The following is a 15899-nucleotide window of genomic DNA, read 5'->3' as shown; positions in this document are numbered from 1 at the left end:
CTTCCCACGTCGGTGCACGCCGGTAGCGTTCTCCACATGACGACCGACGCCATCACCAGGTTCGACGCCGACGCACGGGCCCGACGGCTCCGGGTCGACGTGGTCGAGCGACCCGCCGCGGACTCCCTGCACGGGGCAGCCGCACTGCTCGGCATCGAGCCCGGCGACATCGTGAAGACCCTCGTCGTGAAGCGGCACGACGGCGGCTTCCTGCTCGCCCTCGTGCCCGGTGGCCGTGCCATCGCCTGGAAGAAGCTCCGCACCGTCGTCGGCGTCAACAAGCTCTCGATGCCCGACGCCGCCACCGCGCTCGAGGCCTCGGGCTACGAACGCGGCACCATCACGCCCATCGGCGCGACCGGCGACCTGCCGGTCTACGCCGACGAGCGGATCGTCGGACGCCGGGTCGCCCTCGGCGCCGGTCGGCACGGCGCGAGCGCCTTCGTCGACGCCGACGACCTGGTCGCGGCGTACGACGCGACGGTCGCCGACATCACCGACGAGGAACCCGTCCGCTAGCACCCGCTCAGTCGGGGACCTCGGTCCAGACGCCCTCGGCGCCGGGCACGAAGCACGAGTCGCCCTCGCACACCGGCGCACCGCCGGGCGTGACGAGCGTGAGCAGGGCGGGTCGCGCCTCCTGGCCGTCGGACTGGAGGCGCGGCTCGGCCGAGCCGTCGACGCGGACGTCCGTCATCGGGTCGCCTCCGCGTCTGCTGCCGCGTCCTCGGCGGACCGCTGCTCGGCCTCGGCGACGTCCGACGGGGTCGTCCCGCGGAGGGCGACGACCTGCGTCAGCACCTGCTCGAACGCAGCCGGGTCCTGCGCGCCGGAGACGCCGTACTTGCCGTCGATGACGAAGAACGGGACGCCGTTGATGCCGTACGACTGCGCCTGCGCCTGGTCGGCGCGGACGGCCGCGAGCTGCGAGTCGTCGCGGAGCGTGGCGCGGACCTCGTCCGGGTCGAGACCGACCTCGGCCGCGAGGGACGCCAGCGACTCGTCCTGACCGACGTGCTCACCGCGCTCGAAGTAGGCGGCGAAGAGGCGCTCGACCATCTCGAGCTGCTTGCCCTGCTCCTTCGCCAGGTGAATGACCTGGTGTGCCTTCACCGTGTTGGTGTGGTGCATCGACTCGAAGTCGTAGTCGAGGCCCACGCTCGCGGCGATGCCGGAGACCTGGTCGAGCATCTGCTGCGCCTGCTCGACGGGCATGCCCTTGTGGCCGGAGAGGAACTCGGCCTCGGTGCCCTCGAAGTCGACGGGGGTGTCGGGGCTGAGCTCGAAGGAGTGGTACTCGACCTCGACCGGGGCGCCGTTCGGGGTCGAGGCGAAGGCGGCGACGCCGGCCTCGAACTTCCGCTTGCCGATGTAGCACCAGGGGCAGGCGATGTCCGACCAGACATCGACCTTCACAGAGTCGTTCATGCTGGTCGCAACCGGGGCCGCCGCAGCCGCATTCCCGCGCTGCCCCGGCCCGCGCCCGCTGTCACTCCGTCGAACCACGAATCCGACACCGAACCACGGCCAAGGCCCGGTTCGATGTCGGATCCGTGGTTCGACCCGGCAGCGCCGCCGCCGCGCGACGCCGCGCCGGCCGCGCCGCGCCTACGCGCCGAGCAACCGCGCCGCGAGGTACCCCTGCAGCTGGTCGAGCGCCACCCGCTCCTGCGACATCGTGTCGCGCTCGCGCACCGTCACGGCCTTGTCCTCGAGCGTGTCGAAGTCCACCGTGATGCAGAACGGCGTGCCGATCTCGTCGTGGCGACGGTAGCGACGGCCGATCGCCCCCGCGTCGTCGAAGTCCACGTTCCAGTACTTGCGCAGGTCGTCCGCGAGGCCGCGCGCCACCGGCGACAGCTGCTCGTTGCGGGACAGCGGCAGGACGGCGGCCTTGACCGGAGCGAGCCGCGGGTCGAGCCGCAGGACCGTGCGCTTGTCGACGCCGCCCTTCGCGTTCGGCGCCTCGTCCTCGTGGTAGGCGTCGAGCAGGAACGCCATGAGCGCGCGGGTGAGACCGAACGACGGCTCGATGACGTACGGCACGTACTTCTCGTTCGCGGCCTGGTCGAAGTACCGGAGGTCCTTGCCGGAGGACTCGATGTGGTTGTTCAGGTCGAAGTCCGTGCGGTTCGCGACGCCCATGAGCTCGCCCCACTCCGTGCCCGCGAACCCGAAGCGGTACTCGATGTCGGCGGTGGCGTCGGAGTAGTGCGCGCGTTCCCCGTCCGGGACGTCGAAGCGCCGCAGGTTCTCCGGGTCGATGCCGAGGTCGGTGAAGAACGCGACCGAGTCGGCGATCCACTGCTCGTAGTGCTCCTGTGCGGAGGCCGGCGGGACGAAGTACTCGATCTCCATCTGCTCGAACTCGCGCGTCCGGAAGATGAAGTTGCCGGGCGTGATCTCGTTGCGGAAGGCCTTGCCGACCTGGCCGATGCCGAACGGGGGCTTCATGCGGCTGGTCGTCACGACCTGCGCGAAGTCCACGAAGATGCCCTGCGCGGTCTCGGGGCGGAGGAAGTTCAGGCCCTCTTCCGACTCGACCGGGCCGAGGTAGGTCTTGAGCATGCCGGAGAACTCGCGCGGCTCGGTCCACTGCCCGCGGGTACCGCAGTTCGGGCACGCGATCTCGGCCATGCCGCCCTCGGGCTGCCGGTCCTTCTTCGCCACGAACGCCTCGATGAGGTGGTCTTCGCGGAACCGGTGGTGGCAGTGCAGGCACTCGACGAGCGGGTCGGTGAACGTCGCGACGTGCCCGGACGCCTCCCACACCTTGCGCGGCAGGATCACGGCCGAGTCGAGGCCGACCATGTCACCGCGGCCGCGGACGAACCGCTGCCACCACTGCCGCTTGATGTTCTCCTTCAGCTCGACGCCGAGGGGCCCGTAGTCCCATGCGGAGCGCGATCCGCCGTAGATCTCCCCCGACTGGAAGACGAAGCCACGGCCCTTGGCCAGGGCGATGACGCTGTCGAGACGGGAGGACTGTGCCACGGGATGCTCCAGAGGTCGCCGAGCTGGGTGCCCGGTTCGGAAACGTACCGGGCAAGCGTACCGGCCCCACGGGCCTCGGCGGACGGGAGGCGCGGTCCCTGTGGAGAACGCGCCTCACCCCTCCGGTCTGAAGCCGTCCACCGCGCCCAGCGCGTCCGCCACGCGCGTCACGTCGTCCTCGTCGTTCCAGAGGTGGAACGCCAGCCGGAGCCGACCGGCCCGCCCGCTCGCGGTGATCCCGGCTGCCGCGAGGGCCCGGAGGGCCGCGCCCTCGGCGTCCGCGAACGTCGTGATCGCCTGACCGCTCCGAGGTGACCCGACCGTGTCGGCGAGCCGGTCCGTGAGACGCGTGGCGTGCCTCCAGGACGACGTCGCATCGAGCGCGGCGACGTGCCGGAGCGCAGCCACCGCGCCCGGCCATGCCTGCCACGCCGGCGAGACGTCGAACCGACGCGCATCGTCGGCGAGCCGCATCGCTGGGCCGTAGCAGGACGCCCACACGTCGGCGCCCGCGTACCACCCGGCCTGCACGGGGCGGAGCCGTTCGAGCGCGGCGTCCGAGAACGTCGAGAAGGCGACCCCGCGCGGCGCGCACAGCCACTTGTACGCGTGCGTGACCGTCACGTCGAACCGGGCCGCGTCCACCGGGAGCACGCCGGCGGCCTGCGTGAGGTCGCACAGCGTGAGCGCGCCGACGGTCCGAGCCGCCTCGAGCACCGGCTCCGGATCGGTGACGACGCCGCTCGACGACTGCACCGCGGACCAGGCGACGAGGGACGTCCCGGGCCGCACCGCGTCGGCGAGGGAGGCGAGCGGGACGCTCCGGACCCGGACCCCGCGGTGCGCCTGGGCGAGGAACGGGAACACGAGCGAACTGAAGTCGCCGTCGGGGACGACCACCTCGGCGCCGTCCGGCAGCGCAGCGGCGACGACCGCGACCATGGCGGAGGTCTGCGACCCCGTGGCGACCCGTGCATGGTCGACGCCGACGATCCGCGCGAAGAGCGAGCGGCCCTCCTCGACGAGCGCGCCGTACGCGACCGGCGTGGACGCGGCGTGCTCCCACTCGTCGAGGTCGGCGCGCATGGCGGCGAGCGTGCCGCGCGTGGGGAGTCCGGCGGTGCAGGCCGCCAGGTAGCCGGAGCCGTCGACGAAGGAGTCCATGCCTCCACGGTGGCGCGGGGTCGCCCATCACACCAGGGCAGGCTTCTTCGATCCCCCATAACATGACGTTGTGGACGACCTCGATCCCCAACTCCTCCGCGTGCTGCGTGCCGTCCGTGACGCCGGCTCGATCAGCCGCGCGGCCGCCGCCCTCGGGTACAGCCAGCCCGCGGTGAGCCAGCTGCTCGCCCGCGCCGAACGCCGGACGGGCCACGAGCTCGTGCTCCGCGGAGCGCGCGGCGTCACGCTCACCGAGTCGGGACGGGTCCTCGCCGACCACGCCCTCGCCGTGCAGGCGGCCCTCGCGGCAGCGCAGGAGGACCTCGACGCCGTCGGCGGCCTCGCCCGCGGACGGGTGCGGATCGCCGGGTTCCCGAGCGCGTCGTCGACCCTCGTGCCGCCGGTGCTCGCCGCGATGTCGGCCACGAGCCCGGGGGTGGTGACCTCGTACGTCGAGGCCGAACCGCCGGAGGCCGTCGAGCTCCTCCGCCGCGGCGAGGTGGACGTGGCGCTGACGTTCTCGCACGCGTTGCAGGGCGACGACGTCGGCGCCGACCCGACGCTCACGACCGGGGTGCTCGGTCGCGACCCGCTCGCCCTCGTGACGCCTGCCCCGGCACTGAGCGGGTCCGCGCACGGTGCCGACTCAGTCGCGGACCTCGCCGCCTTCCGCGAGGCGCGCTGGATCGGCGGGTGCCCGCGCTGCCGAGGGCACCTGCTCGCGTCGTGCGCCGCCTCCGGCTTCACCCCGGACGTCGTCCTCGAGACGGACAACGCCGCGGCGGTCGTCGGGTTGGTCGCGGCGGGCCTCGGTGTGGCCCTGCTCCCCCGCCTCGCGCTCACGACCACCGTGGTGCCGCCCGGCGTCTCGGTCACGCCGGCGAGCGACGAGCTCGCGCGGCGCGTCGAGGTGGTGGTGGCACGGGGCGCGGACCGGGTGCCGAGCGTCCGCGCCGCGCTCGACGCGGTCCGCGGCGCGGCGCACCTGCTCGGCTGAGCCGGAGGCGGGCGCTCGGTCGAGCCGGGAACCGTCGGACGGGAGGCGCGGGTCGGCGCCGCCCCGCGCCTCCTGTCAGGCCGTCGGTGCGTCCACCGCCCCGCCGAACCGTCGATCGCGGCGCGCGTACTGCTCGATCGCTCCCCACAGGTCGGTGCGACGGAAGTCCGGCCACAGCCGGTCGAGGAACACCATCTCGGCGTACGCCGACTGCCACAGCATGAAGTTGGACGTCCGCTGCTCCCCCGAGCTCCGCAGGAAGAGGTCGACGTCCGGCAGCTCCGGCACGTACAGCCGCTTCGCGAGGGCCTTCTCGGTGACCTGGCTCGGCTTGAGGCGCCCGGCCACGACGTCCTCGGCCATGCCCCGCACCGCGTCGACGATCTCGTTCCGACCGCCGTAGTTGACGCACATCGTCAGCGTGCAGACGTCGTTGTCGGCGGTCATGCGCTCGGCGGTCTGCAGCTCGTCGATCACGCTGCGCCAGAGCCGCGGCCGACGTCCCGCCCACCGGATCCGGACCCCCCACGCGTTCAGTTGGTCGCGGCGGCGGTGCAGGACCTCGCGGTTGAAGCCCATCAGGAAGCGGACCTCGTCGGGTGAGCGCTTCCAGTTCTCGGTCGAGAACGCGTACGCCGAGACGTGCTTGACGCCGATCTGCACGGCGCCGGCGACCACGTCGAGGAGCGACGCCTCGCCCGCGCGGTGCCCCTCGACCCGGGTGAGGCCGCGCTGGTTCGCCCAGCGGCCGTTGCCGTCCATCACGATCGCGACGTGCTCGGGGACGAACTGCAGCGGGATCGCCGGAGGGTGCTCACCCGTCCAGTCGACGGGCTTCAGCGGCTCGGACTCGGCGTACCGGCGAGGGCTCATGCAGGGGTTCCTCCGTGGTCGGACGGCTGGTCGGGCGCGTGGTCGGACGCGTTGCCGGGCGTGTTGCCGGGCGCGTGGTCGGTTGCGTTGCCGGTCGCGTTGCCGGACGGGTCCGGGGGCTCCGGCAGCGTGGGTGCCGGGGTCGCGGCAACCGCGGCGGGCACACCACCCGGTGTCGGATGGACCGGGGACGGGTGCTCGGTGCGGTCGACGTGCGGCAGCGACCGGAGCGATCGTTCCAGGTGCCACTGGGCGTACGCCGCCACCACGCCGGACGCCCGGGAGCGTGTGCGCTCGTCCGACGCGTCCACCGTGCTCCAGTCGCCGGCGAGCAGGGAGCCCAGGAGCTGCAGGGTGTCCGGGTCGAGCCGCGGTGTCCCCGGAGGCGCCGCGTGGTCCGCCACCACGCCGCCGAGCTGCACGACGAACGCCGAGTGCGGCCCGGGCTCGCCGGTGACCGCGCAGTCGCGGAACGACGGCGCCCACCCCGCGATGCTCATCGCGCGCAACAGGTACGAGTCGAGCGTCGCACTCGTCACGTGCTCGCCGCGCGCCAGCGACCGGAGCGCCCCGACGAGGAGCAGGTACTGCTGCAGTCCGGCGTCCGCCTCGCTCAGGCGGTCGGCGGTCTCGACCATCGCGCTGGCGGCGGTGTAGGCCCCGTAGTCGGCGACGATCTGCGCGCCGTACGAACCGAGCGACTCGGCCTGCGTGACGATGTCGAGCGAGCGGCCCTCGTAGAACTGGGCGTCGACGACCATGAACGGCTCGAGCCGGGACCCGAACTTCGACGCGGTCCGCCGGACGCCCTTCGCCACCGCCCGGATCTTGCCGTGCTGCCGGCTCAGCATCGTGACGATGCGGTCGGCTTCACCGAGCTTGTGGGTACGCAACACGACGCACTCGTCCCGGTACAGCGGCATTGGTCCAGTATCCCCCGCGCCACCGACGCTCCGCGCCGCGCTGCTCGCGGCGCACGAGCGTTCGCGGCGTGCGATCGGGCGGGCGGGCGGGCGTGCGGGCGTCGAGCGGGCGCGACACGCCGCTCACGTCCGCCGAGCGGGCGGAAGGCGCCGCTCGCCACCGCCGAGCGGGACAGAAACGTCCCGCACGCGGCGCGCACGCACGCACCAGCGCGACCACGCACAGGAGGCGCGGTGCGGGACGGACCCGCACCGCGCCTCCTGGACGGAACGCGTTACGCCGAGACCAGCTCCGACGCGCCGGACGCAGCCCCCGCGCGCACCGCGCGGTTGACCGCCGAGACGATCGCCTTGAGCGACGCTGTGGCGATGTCGGCGTCGATCCCGACGCCCCACAGCCGGACACCGTCGACGTCGAGCTCGACGTAGGACGCGGCCTGCGCGTCACCCGAGGCGCTCATCGTGTGCTCCGAGTAGTCGTAGAGCGTCACGTCGACGCCCTGGTCCCGCATCACCGTGAGGAATGCGTCGATCGGGCCCGTCCCGACGGCGTCGGACGTGATCGAGCCGTCGTCGACGCGCAGGGCGACCGAGAGCTTCGTCGTGCCGTCGAAGTCGCTCGACGTCGCCGTCTTCGTGATCTCGTAGCGGCCCCACTTGTCGGACTCGTCGGCCGCGGGCAGGTACTCGTCGCGGAAGAGGTCCCAGATGCGCTCGGACGAGAACTCGCCGCCCTCGGCGTCGGTGCGCTGCTGCACGACCCCGGAGAACTCGATCTGCAGCTTGCGGGGCAGGTCGATCGAGTGGTCCGTCTTGAGCAGGTAGGCGACGCCGCCCTTGCCGGACTGGGAGTTGACGCGGATCACGGCCTCGTACGAGCGACCGATGTCCTTCGGGTCGACGGGCAGGTACGGCACCGCCCACGCGATCTCGTCGATGTCCTTGCCGGCGGCCGCGGCCTTGGCCTTCATGGCCTCGAAGCCCTTGTTGATGGCGTCCTGGTGCGAGCCGCTGAACGCCGTGTAGACGAGGTCGCCCGCCCACGGCTGGCGCTCCGGCACCGGCAGCTGGTTGCAGTACTCGACCGTGCGCTTGATCTGGTCGATGTCCGAGAAGTCGATCTCGGGGTCGATCCCCTGCGTGAACAGGTTCATGCCGAGTGCGACCAAGTCGACGTTGCCGGTGCGCTCACCGTTGCCGAACAGGCAGCCCTCGATGCGGTCAGCGCCGGCCATGTACCCGAGCTCCGCGGCCGCGACGGCGGTGCCACGGTCGTTGTGGGGGTGCAGGGAGAGGATGACGTCCTCGCGGTGGGCCAGGTTGCGGGACATCCACTCGATCGAGTCGGCGTAGACGTTCGGCGTCGCCATCTCGACGGTCGCCGGCAGGTTGATGATCACCTTGCGGTCGGGCGTCGGCTCGAAGACCTCGAGCACGGCGTTGCAGATCTGGACCGCGACCTCGAGCTCGGTGCCGGTGTACGACTCGGGCGAGTACTCGTAGAACACCTTCGTGTCGTGCTGCAGGGTCGCCTCGGCCGCACGGCACAGCTTCGCACCGGACACCGCGATGTCGACGACGCCCTGCACGTCGGTGCGGAACACGACCTCGCGCTGGACGATCGACGTCGAGTTGTACAGGTGCACGATGGCCTGCTTCGCGCCGTCGATCGCCTCGTACGTGCGGTTGATGAGGTGCTCGCGCGCCTGAGTCAGCACCTGGATCGTGACGTCGTCGGGGATCGCGCCCTCGTCGATGAGCGAGCGGACGAAGTCGAAGTCGGTCTGCGAGGCGCTCGGGAACCCGACCTCGATCTCCTTGTAGCCCATGCGGACGAGCAGGTCGAACATGGCGCGCTTGCGCTCGGAGTCCATCGGGTCGATCAGGGCCTGGTTGCCGTCGCGCAGGTCGACCGCGCACCACCGCGGTGCCTCGTCGATGCGCTTCGTCGGCCAGGTGCGGTCCGGGAGGTCGACACGGATCTGGTCGTGGAACGGGACGTACTTGTGGATCGGCATCCCGGAGGGGCGCTGGGTGTTCTGCATCGTTTCGTCGCTTTCGTCGTCAGGTGTGGGTCAGGCCACGACGGACTCCGCGACGAGGTGGGCCGTTGTGTCAGGCCTCGTCGCGGCAGCGAAGGAGGAGGAGCGCCGAGTACATCGAGTCCACGGTAGCACCGGCGGCGGTCCGTGTGACAGAGCGAGCCGTCGCGGGGCGCCGAGGTCGCACGACCCGGGGCCCGGGGTCCGAGGTCGCACGACGTGCCGCGGCCGGGGCGTCGAGGTCGCACGAACCGTCGCCCGCAGGCACCGCGAGCGACACTTCGTGCGACCTCGGCCGACCCGAACGACCGAACGTGCGACCTCGGCCGGCCCGAGCGACCGAACGTGCGACCTCGGCCGGCCCGAGCGACCGAACGTGCGACCCGTGCGACCCGAGCGACCGCGAGCGGCGTCTCAGTCGACCGCCAGCGCCTCCGTCGGCGGCACCCGCATCGCACGCCGCACCGGACCGAGCACCGACCAGAGCGCGACCGCGAGCGTCCCGATCACGACCACCGCGACGGCCGACAGCGGGAAGACGGGCGCGATCAGCGCTGCTCCCTGCGTCGTCCCGAGGATCGAGTACGCGCCGGCCCAGCCGTAGCCGACACCGAGGAGCACGCCGAGGACCAGCGCCACCGTCACCATGACCACCGTCTCGACCGTGACCATCACGGCCACCTGACGCCGGGTCGCACCGAGCGTCCGAAGCAGTCCGAACTCCTGCCTGCGTTGTGCGACGGTCATCGACGAAACGTTCACCACACCTGCCGCCGCGATCACGCCGGCACCACCGATCAGCACGGTGAACATCGTCGAGAGCGCGACGAACTGATCATGGATGCCGCGGTAGTAGACCGGGTCGCCGTCGACCTGTCGGACGAGCATGGCCTCGTAGGTGGCGAGCCCGACCGAGAACGTCACGACGAGGGTGACCGCGATGAGGAGCCCGACGGCGGCCCGGGAGGCGCGCGCCGGCGACCGCAGGGCGTTGCGGCCCGCGAGCATCGCCATCGGGAACCGGCCGACCGCGGCCACGAGTCGGAGGACGGGCGGCAGGACGACCGGCGACCCGAGCACCAGACCGGCGAACGAGACCGCCCCCGCCGCGACGGCGAGCAGCACGGCGAGGTACGACGTCGCTCCGAGGACGATCGAGCCGGCGACACCGATCCAGCCCCCGAGGAAGAGGACCACCGCGACCGCCGTGCGCCACGGATTCGTGCGCGCTGAGACCTCGGACTCGACCGTCGACCCCAGCGCCTGGAGGGGCGCGAGCGAGAGCACCCGACGGGACCCGATCCGGAACGCGATGACCACGGCGCCCGCGACCGTCACCCACACGACCAGGGACTGCAGGGGCACCAGCGGACTCGAGTCCTCGACGATGCCGGTCGACCCCGCCACGACGACCCCCACGTTCGCCAGCGCGAGCGCGAGGAGCACCCCGGCCAACGCCCCGATGATCCCGACGACCGCGCCGGCACGGGTCAGCCGTCGGCGGAGCAGCGACGCCGACCCGCCGAGCAGTCGTTCGAGCGCGAGCACCCGGGTCCGACCTGCCATCGCGGTCCCGCATGTGTTCACCGTGACGACCGACGCGACGGAGAGTGCGACGCCGAAGAAGACCCACGCCGCCAGCGGGAGGAGGACTGCGACGGTGCCGCTCTGGCCGGTGCGCGCTCCCGCGTCGAGGATCCGCCCTGCGAGCTCAGCAGCCGCGACGACCACTCCACCGAAGGTGCCAGCGAGGACGGCGACGACGACCGAACCGCCGTTGTCCGCGAGCGCTCGTGTCGGGACGGACCATCGCCGGGAGCGGCGCGCACGGTGCTGCCCGTTCACGCTGCGGTCTCCATGCCGAGCATCGTGGTCGAGATCGCCGCGGCATCCATCGCCGGACGATCCCCCACCACACGACCATCCGCCAGGAACAGGATCCGATCAGCATTCGCCGCAGCCACCGGATCATGCGTCACCATCACCACGCTCTGCCCCCACTCCGACACCGCACCCCGCAAGATCTGCAACACATCACGACCCGTCCGCGAATCCAACGCCCCCGTCGGCTCGTCCGCGACCACCACCGCCGGCCGCGACGCCAACGCCCGCGCGATCGCCACCCGCTGCTGCTGCCCACCCGACAACTGGTGCGGACGATGCGACAACCGATCCCCCAACCCCAGCATCTCGACGAGACGATCGATCCACGCCGACTCCTCACGAGTCACCTTGTGCCCACCCAACAGGAACGGCAACCGGATGTTCTCCGCCACGTCCAACGTCGGGACCAGGTTGAACGACTGGAACACGAACCCCAACCGACGACGCCGCAACTCCGTCAACTCCTTGTCACCCAACCCCGTGACGTCCACCCCGTCGATCCAGATCCGACCCGACGACACCTGGTCGAGCCCCGCCGCGACGTGCATCAACGTCGACTTCCCCGAACCCGACGGCCCCATCACCGCCGTGAACTCCCCCGCACCGATGTCGACACTCACATCGTCCAACGCCCTCACCCGCCGCACGGCATCGCCGTAGTGCTTCGAAACGCGGTCAAGACGGATGATCGATTGCATGTCCATGCGTCCAGTATTTCAATATCGGACCCACGCCGCGTCATCCGATGGGGTGATCAGGAGCGATCAGCAGTCTCAGTCGACCGCCAGCGCCTCCGTCGGTGGAACGCGCATCGCACGCCGCACCGGCGCGATCGTCGCGACCACCGCGAGGACCAACGCCCCCACGACCACGATCCCCACCGTCAACGGCGGCAGCACCGGCGTCGTCGCGAAGCCGAGCGAACCGAGCAACGTCTGCCCACCGACCCACCCGTAGAAGGTGCCGAGCACGAGCCCGGTGACGACGGCTGCGACGACCATCTGGACGGCCTCGGTGACGATCATCCGTCGGACCTGCGCCCCGGTCAGCCCGAGCACCCGCAGCAGCCCGAGCTCCCGCCGGCGCTGCAGCACCCCGAGGGCGAGCGCGTTCACGACCCCCACCGCGGCGATCACGGCGGAGAACCCGACGATGACGCTCACCACGGCGTTCAGCTGGACGAAGAAGTCACGCTGCCCCTCGAGCATCTCCTTCGTCATCTGCCCCTGATCCATGGCCTGCAGCTGGGCACCGAGCACGTGCTGCATGATGCCGAGCGCCACGGCGAACGTGACGAGCAGGGTGACGCCGATGACGAGCCCGATGGTCGCCCGTGCGGACCGGCCGGGTGCGCGCACGGCGTTGCGGCCGGCGAGCAGGACGACGGGGTCACGGGCCCCGATGCGTCCGATGAGCTGCAGCACGGGCGGCATCACGATCGTCGCACCGACGGCAACCCCGGCGAAGGAGACGAAGCCCCCGAGCGCTGCCGGCAGGGCCGCGATGGGCGAGAGCGCGCTGGCGAGCAGCCCGACGAGCAGGAGCAGGCCGCCCGCAGCCATGAGCACGATCGCCCAGATCTTCCGGGCGGTCCCGGAGCGGACGTCGTCGTGACTCGGTTCGACGCTCGACGAGAGCGCCTCGAGCGGCGTCACGGTGAGCACCCGCCGCGAACCGGCCGCGAACGCACCCCAGGTCGCGAGGACGACCGCCACGACCGGGAGCACGAGCTCCCACGGCACGATCGTGTACGCGGTGTCCGGCAGGAACCCGTTGCCCCGCAGCACGACGACGAAGAGCGCACTGAGCCCCGTGCCGACGACCGCCCCGATCAGACCGCCGAGGACCCCGACGACGAGGCCGGTCCGGGTGATCCGTGCGCGCAACGAGGCGCCGGTCGCCCCGACGAGCCGCTGCAGCGCGATGATGCGGGTCTGCCCGGCGATGAGCGTGGCGCAGGTGTTCGCCGTGACGATCGCACCGACGTAGAGGGCGATGCCGAGGAAGAGCCACCCGACGACCGACAGGATCGCCTTCACCGGGCCGAGCTCGGAGAGACCGGAGGCCGCCAGGGCCTCGGTGACGATCCCCGGCGCGATGACCAGTGCCGACCCGAAGGTGGTGCCGAGCGCCGCGACGAGGACGGTCGGGGCGAACGCGCGGACGCCGTTCACGCTGCGGTCTCCATCCCGAGCATCGTGGTCGAGATCGCCGCGGCATCCATCGCCGGACGATCCCCCACCACTCGACCATCCGCCAGGAACAGGATCCGATCAGCATTCGCCGCAGCCACCGGATCATGCGTCACCATCACCACGCTCTGCCCCCACTCCGACACCGCACCTCGCAAGATCTGCAACACATCACGACCCGTCCGCGAATCCAACGCCCCGGTCGGCTCGTCCGCGACCACCACCGCCGGCCGCGACGCCAACGCCCGCGCGATCGCCACCCGCTGCTGCTGCCCACCCGACAACTGGTGCGGACGATGCGACAACCGATCCCCCAACCCCAGCATCTCCACCAACCGGTCGATCCACGCCGACTCCTCACGAGTCACCTTGTGCCCACCCAACAGGAACGGCAACCGGATGTTCTCCCCCACATCCAACGTCGGCACCAGGTTGAACGACTGGAACACGAACCCCAACCGACGACGCCGCAACTCCGTCAACTCCTTGTCACCCAACCCCGTGACGTCCACCCCGTCGATCCAGATCCGACCCGACGACACCTGGTCGAGCCCCGCCGCGACGTGCATCAACGTCGACTTCCCCGAACCCGACGGACCCATCACCGCCGTGAACTCCCCCGCGCCGATGTCGACGCTCACATCGTCCAACGCCGTCACCCGCCGCACAGCATCGCCGTAGAACTTCGAAACGCGGTCGAGACGGATGATCGGTCTGCTGCTCGTGGTCATGACTCCACGATGACGGCCAGGAGGCACGCCCCGCGTCGGCCCAGCGGCTCCTGTGGATCGTCCGCTCGGCTCCACTGCCTGGGGAGAAGTCATCCTGACGGATGACGGACCGTCAGCGCGCAGCGCGCAGCCGCAGCGCGCAGCCGCGGTCAGTCGGCCTTCGCGACCAGACCGTGCTCGTGCGCGAACACCACGAGCCGCACCCGGTCCCGCAGCTCGAGCTTCGTGAGGACGCGCGAGATGTGCGTCTTCACCGTCGCCTCGCTCACGTACTCGTGCTGCGCGATCTCGCTGTTGCTGAAGCCCCGCGCCGCCAGGTCGAAGATCTCCCGTTCGCGCGGCGTCAGGTCGGCGAACGCGGCCGGCACCGAGGCCGCCTGCTCGCTCGTGTCCTCGTAACGGCGGAGGAGCTCACGGGTCGCCGACGCCGCGAACACGGCGGTCCCGGCGTGCACCGTGCGGATCGCCGCGAGCAGGAACTCCGGGTCGGCGTCCTTCAGCACGAACCCGCTCGCGCCGGCTCGGATCGCCTTCGCCGCTGCCTCGTCGAAGTCGAACGTGGTGAGCACGAGCACCTTCGCGCCGTCGGTCCCGCTGTCCTCGACGATGCGGGCGGTGGCCGTGATGCCGTCCATCACCGGCATGCGGACGTCCATGAGCACGACGTCGGGACGCCCGCGCCGCACGAGCTCCACGCCCTCGGCACCGTCGCCGGCCTCGCCGACGAACTGCAGGTCGGCCTGCGAGTCGATGAGCATCCGGATGCCGGTGCGGAACAGGGCCTGGTCGTCGACGAGCGCGACGCGGATCGGGGTGTCGTTCATCGGCCGGTGCGCTCCTGGAGGGTCGAGGGTGTGGTCGGGACGAGCCCGCGCGGCATCTGGCCGCTCGCGGGGACGGACGGCATCCGGACCGCGACCGCGAAGTCGTCGCCCCGCGGTCCCGCGGTCATCGTGCCCCCGGTCATGGTGGCACGTTCGCGCATGCCGACCAGCCCGTGTCCGGTACCGGGCCCGCGCGTGCCGTCGTCGGCGCGCCGGTTGACGACCGTGATCTCGACGGTGTCCGGCCGGTACGTGAGGCTCGCGCGCACCGGGGTGTTCGGCTCACCGTGCTTCCACGCGTTCGTCAGGCTCTCCTGGACGATCCGGTAGACGGCGAGCTGCGTCGTGGTCGGCAGTCCAGACGAATCGCCCTCGCGCTCGACCCGCACGTCGAGCCCGACGCCACGCATCTCACCGATCAGCCGGTCGATGTCGTCGATCTCCGGGGTCGGTGCGGTGCCCTGCTCGTGCCGCAGCGCACCGAGCAGTTCGCGCACGTCGCCGAGGGCACGGCGGGCGGTGCTCGAGATCGTCCCGAGCGCCTCGTCGGCGATGGCCGGATCTGCCTTCAACGCGTACCGGGCGCCGTCCGCCTGCGCGATCACGACCGCCAGCGAGTGCGCGACGATGTCGTGCATGTCCCGGGCGATCCGGACGCGTTCCTGCTCCACGGCGACGGCTCGATCGGCCCGTGCGGCGTCGCGCTCGGCGAGGAGCTGGGCCTCTCGGCTCATGCTCGCCGACCGCCGGGTGCGGAGCACGAGACCGGCGAGCCACGGCAGGAGGAGCAGCAGCAGCACGATCGCGAAGTACGCGATCGCGACCTTGAGCGACTCCTGCTCGGGCGTCGTCGCCGTCACGATGCCCTGCCGCTGCCGGTAGTCGTCGAGACCGAGGTAGACGGCCGCCGTCACGGGGCCGACGATCGACGACACCAGGCCCGCCAGCCGGACGCGCCGGCTGCCGTAGCGGCTCGTCGAGTACACCACCCCCGCGATCAACGCGTTCGACAGGTCGGGCATCTGCAGGGTGACCATCTCGAGGACGGCGAACACCCACGCCACACCGAGCGCGAGGCCCGGCGACAGGCGCCGGAGCGCCAGCGCGGCCGTCATGCCGAGGACCGTCAGCAGCGCGAACGGCGAGTCCAGCCCCCGTGCGGTCACGACGAGCACGAGCGCGCCGAGCAGGACCGCGATCACGACGTCGGTGATCACCTGCGCACGCAGCATGGGACGGAACACCACACCACGGTACGTCCAGGAGGCGCGGTGC

The 15899-nt window shown here is 71.5% G+C and carries 14 protein-coding genes and 1 pseudogene; 2 read left to right on the top strand and 13 right to left on the bottom strand.

Translation table 11 applies throughout. From position 1 onward, the window contains the following. Positions 1-36 precede the first annotated feature (36 nt). A complete protein-coding gene (locus BIV01_RS03090; RefSeq protein WP_071301893.1) occupies positions 37-519 on the top strand; it encodes an aminoacyl-tRNA deacylase in 483 nt (160 codons plus the stop codon). A 7-nt stretch (positions 520-526) separates the two neighbouring features. On the opposite strand, the gene BIV01_RS19630 is transcribed toward BIV01_RS03090, so the two are convergent. The 4 genes from BIV01_RS19630 to BIV01_RS03075 all read right to left on the bottom strand — a co-directional run bounded on the left by BIV01_RS19630 (position 527) and on the right by BIV01_RS03075 (position 4158). Further along, positions 527-697, bottom strand: coding sequence for a hypothetical protein (locus tag BIV01_RS19630; RefSeq protein WP_175473623.1), 171 nt, complete (start codon positions 695-697; stop codon positions 527-529). Next, complete coding sequence (locus tag BIV01_RS03085) at positions 694-1428, bottom strand: DsbA family oxidoreductase (protein WP_070418705.1); 735 nt, start codon at positions 1426-1428, stop codon at positions 694-696. Before BIV01_RS03085 ends, BIV01_RS19630 begins: the two co-directional genes overlap by 4 nt. Before the next feature lie 180 nt (positions 1429-1608). Continuing rightward, positions 1609-2994 (bottom strand): glycine--tRNA ligase, encoded by a 1386-nt coding sequence (locus tag BIV01_RS03080; RefSeq protein ID WP_071294830.1) that lies wholly within the window; start codon positions 2992-2994, stop codon positions 1609-1611. Positions 2995-3108: 114 nt separating this feature from the next. Next, a complete protein-coding gene (locus BIV01_RS03075) occupies positions 3109-4158 on the bottom strand; it encodes an aminotransferase class V-fold PLP-dependent enzyme (RefSeq protein ID WP_071301892.1) in 1050 nt (349 codons plus the stop codon). A 70-nt stretch (positions 4159-4228) separates the two neighbouring features. Between BIV01_RS03075 and BIV01_RS03070 the strand changes: the two genes are divergently transcribed. After that, entirely contained in the window at positions 4229-5155 is a 927-nt protein-coding gene (locus BIV01_RS03070) for a LysR family transcriptional regulator (protein ID WP_071301891.1), read from the top strand. A gap of 75 nt (positions 5156-5230) precedes the next feature. Here BIV01_RS03070 and BIV01_RS03065 read toward each other — a convergent pair whose 3' ends face one another. The 9 genes and pseudogenes from BIV01_RS03065 to BIV01_RS03025 form a co-directional block, all read right to left on the bottom strand. Next, the gene (locus BIV01_RS03065; RefSeq protein ID WP_071301890.1) at positions 5231-6028 is read right to left on the bottom strand and encodes an isoprenyl transferase; all 798 of its coding nucleotides are present in this window, start codon (positions 6026-6028) and stop codon (positions 5231-5233) included. Positions 6029-6228: 200 nt separating this feature from the next. Further along, a pseudogene (gene recO, locus BIV01_RS03060) lies at positions 6229-6951 on the bottom strand (DNA repair protein RecO); the annotation flags it as partial. 275 nt (positions 6952-7226) lie between these two features. Beyond that, complete coding sequence (leuA, locus tag BIV01_RS03055; protein ID WP_071301889.1) at positions 7227-8996, bottom strand: 2-isopropylmalate synthase; 1770 nt, start codon at positions 8994-8996, stop codon at positions 7227-7229. Positions 8997-9407: 411 nt separating this feature from the next. Next, positions 9408-10838: an FtsX-like permease family protein gene (locus tag BIV01_RS03050; RefSeq protein ID WP_083413732.1), complete on the bottom strand. Its 1431-nt coding sequence runs from the start codon at positions 10836-10838 to the stop codon at positions 9408-9410. After that, complete coding sequence (locus BIV01_RS03045; RefSeq protein ID WP_139199189.1) at positions 10835-11581, bottom strand: ABC transporter ATP-binding protein; 747 nt, start codon at positions 11579-11581, stop codon at positions 10835-10837. Before BIV01_RS03045 ends, BIV01_RS03050 begins: the two co-directional genes overlap by 4 nt. A 69-nt stretch (positions 11582-11650) precedes the next feature. After that, the gene (locus tag BIV01_RS03040; protein ID WP_071301888.1) at positions 11651-13051 is read right to left on the bottom strand and encodes an ABC transporter permease; all 1401 of its coding nucleotides are present in this window, start codon (positions 13049-13051) and stop codon (positions 11651-11653) included. After that, positions 13048-13800, bottom strand: a complete 753-nt coding sequence (locus tag BIV01_RS03035) for an ABC transporter ATP-binding protein (protein WP_071301887.1) — start codon at positions 13798-13800, stop codon at positions 13048-13050. The genes BIV01_RS03040 and BIV01_RS03035 overlap by 4 nt, the downstream gene beginning before the upstream one ends. 149 nt (positions 13801-13949) lie before the next feature. Then, positions 13950-14624, bottom strand: a complete 675-nt coding sequence (locus BIV01_RS03030; protein ID WP_071294824.1) for a response regulator — start codon at positions 14622-14624, stop codon at positions 13950-13952. Next, the gene (locus tag BIV01_RS03025) at positions 14621-15868 is read right to left on the bottom strand and encodes a sensor histidine kinase (protein WP_139199188.1); all 1248 of its coding nucleotides are present in this window, start codon (positions 15866-15868) and stop codon (positions 14621-14623) included. The genes BIV01_RS03030 and BIV01_RS03025 overlap by 4 nt, the downstream gene beginning before the upstream one ends. Between the last annotated feature and the right edge of the window lie 31 nt (positions 15869-15899).

The organism is Curtobacterium sp. MCBA15_013 (genome assembly GCF_001865095.1).
In the GTDB taxonomy this organism is placed as follows: domain Bacteria; phylum Actinomycetota; class Actinomycetes; order Actinomycetales; family Microbacteriaceae; genus Curtobacterium.
This window is presented reverse-complemented; position numbering and strand designations above follow the sequence as displayed.

Excerpts from the sequence above, each read along its gene's own strand:
- BIV01_RS03035 (WP_071301887.1), bottom strand. The coding sequence starts at position 13,800 with ATGACCACGAGCAGCAGACCGATCATCCGTCTCGACCGCGTTTCGAAG.
- BIV01_RS03075 (WP_071301892.1), bottom strand. The coding sequence starts at position 4,158 with ATGGACTCCTTCGTCGACGGCTCCGGCTACCTGGCGGCCTGCACCGCC.
- BIV01_RS03030 (WP_071294824.1), bottom strand. The coding sequence starts at position 14,624 with ATGAACGACACCCCGATCCGCGTCGCGCTCGTCGACGACCAGGCCCTG.
- BIV01_RS03065 (WP_071301890.1), bottom strand. The coding sequence starts at position 6,028 with ATGAGCCCTCGCCGGTACGCCGAGTCCGAGCCGCTGAAGCCCGTCGAC.
- BIV01_RS03085 (WP_070418705.1), bottom strand. The coding sequence starts at position 1,428 with ATGAACGACTCTGTGAAGGTCGATGTCTGGTCGGACATCGCCTGCCCC.
- BIV01_RS03090 (WP_071301893.1), top strand. The coding sequence starts at position 37 with ATGACGACCGACGCCATCACCAGGTTCGACGCCGACGCACGGGCCCGA.
- BIV01_RS03045 (WP_139199189.1), bottom strand. The coding sequence starts at position 11,581 with ATGGACATGCAATCGATCATCCGTCTTGACCGCGTTTCGAAGCACTAC.
- BIV01_RS19630 (WP_175473623.1), bottom strand. The coding sequence starts at position 697 with ATGACGGACGTCCGCGTCGACGGCTCGGCCGAGCCGCGCCTCCAGTCC.
- leuA (WP_071301889.1), bottom strand. The coding sequence starts at position 8,996 with ATGCAGAACACCCAGCGCCCCTCCGGGATGCCGATCCACAAGTACGTC.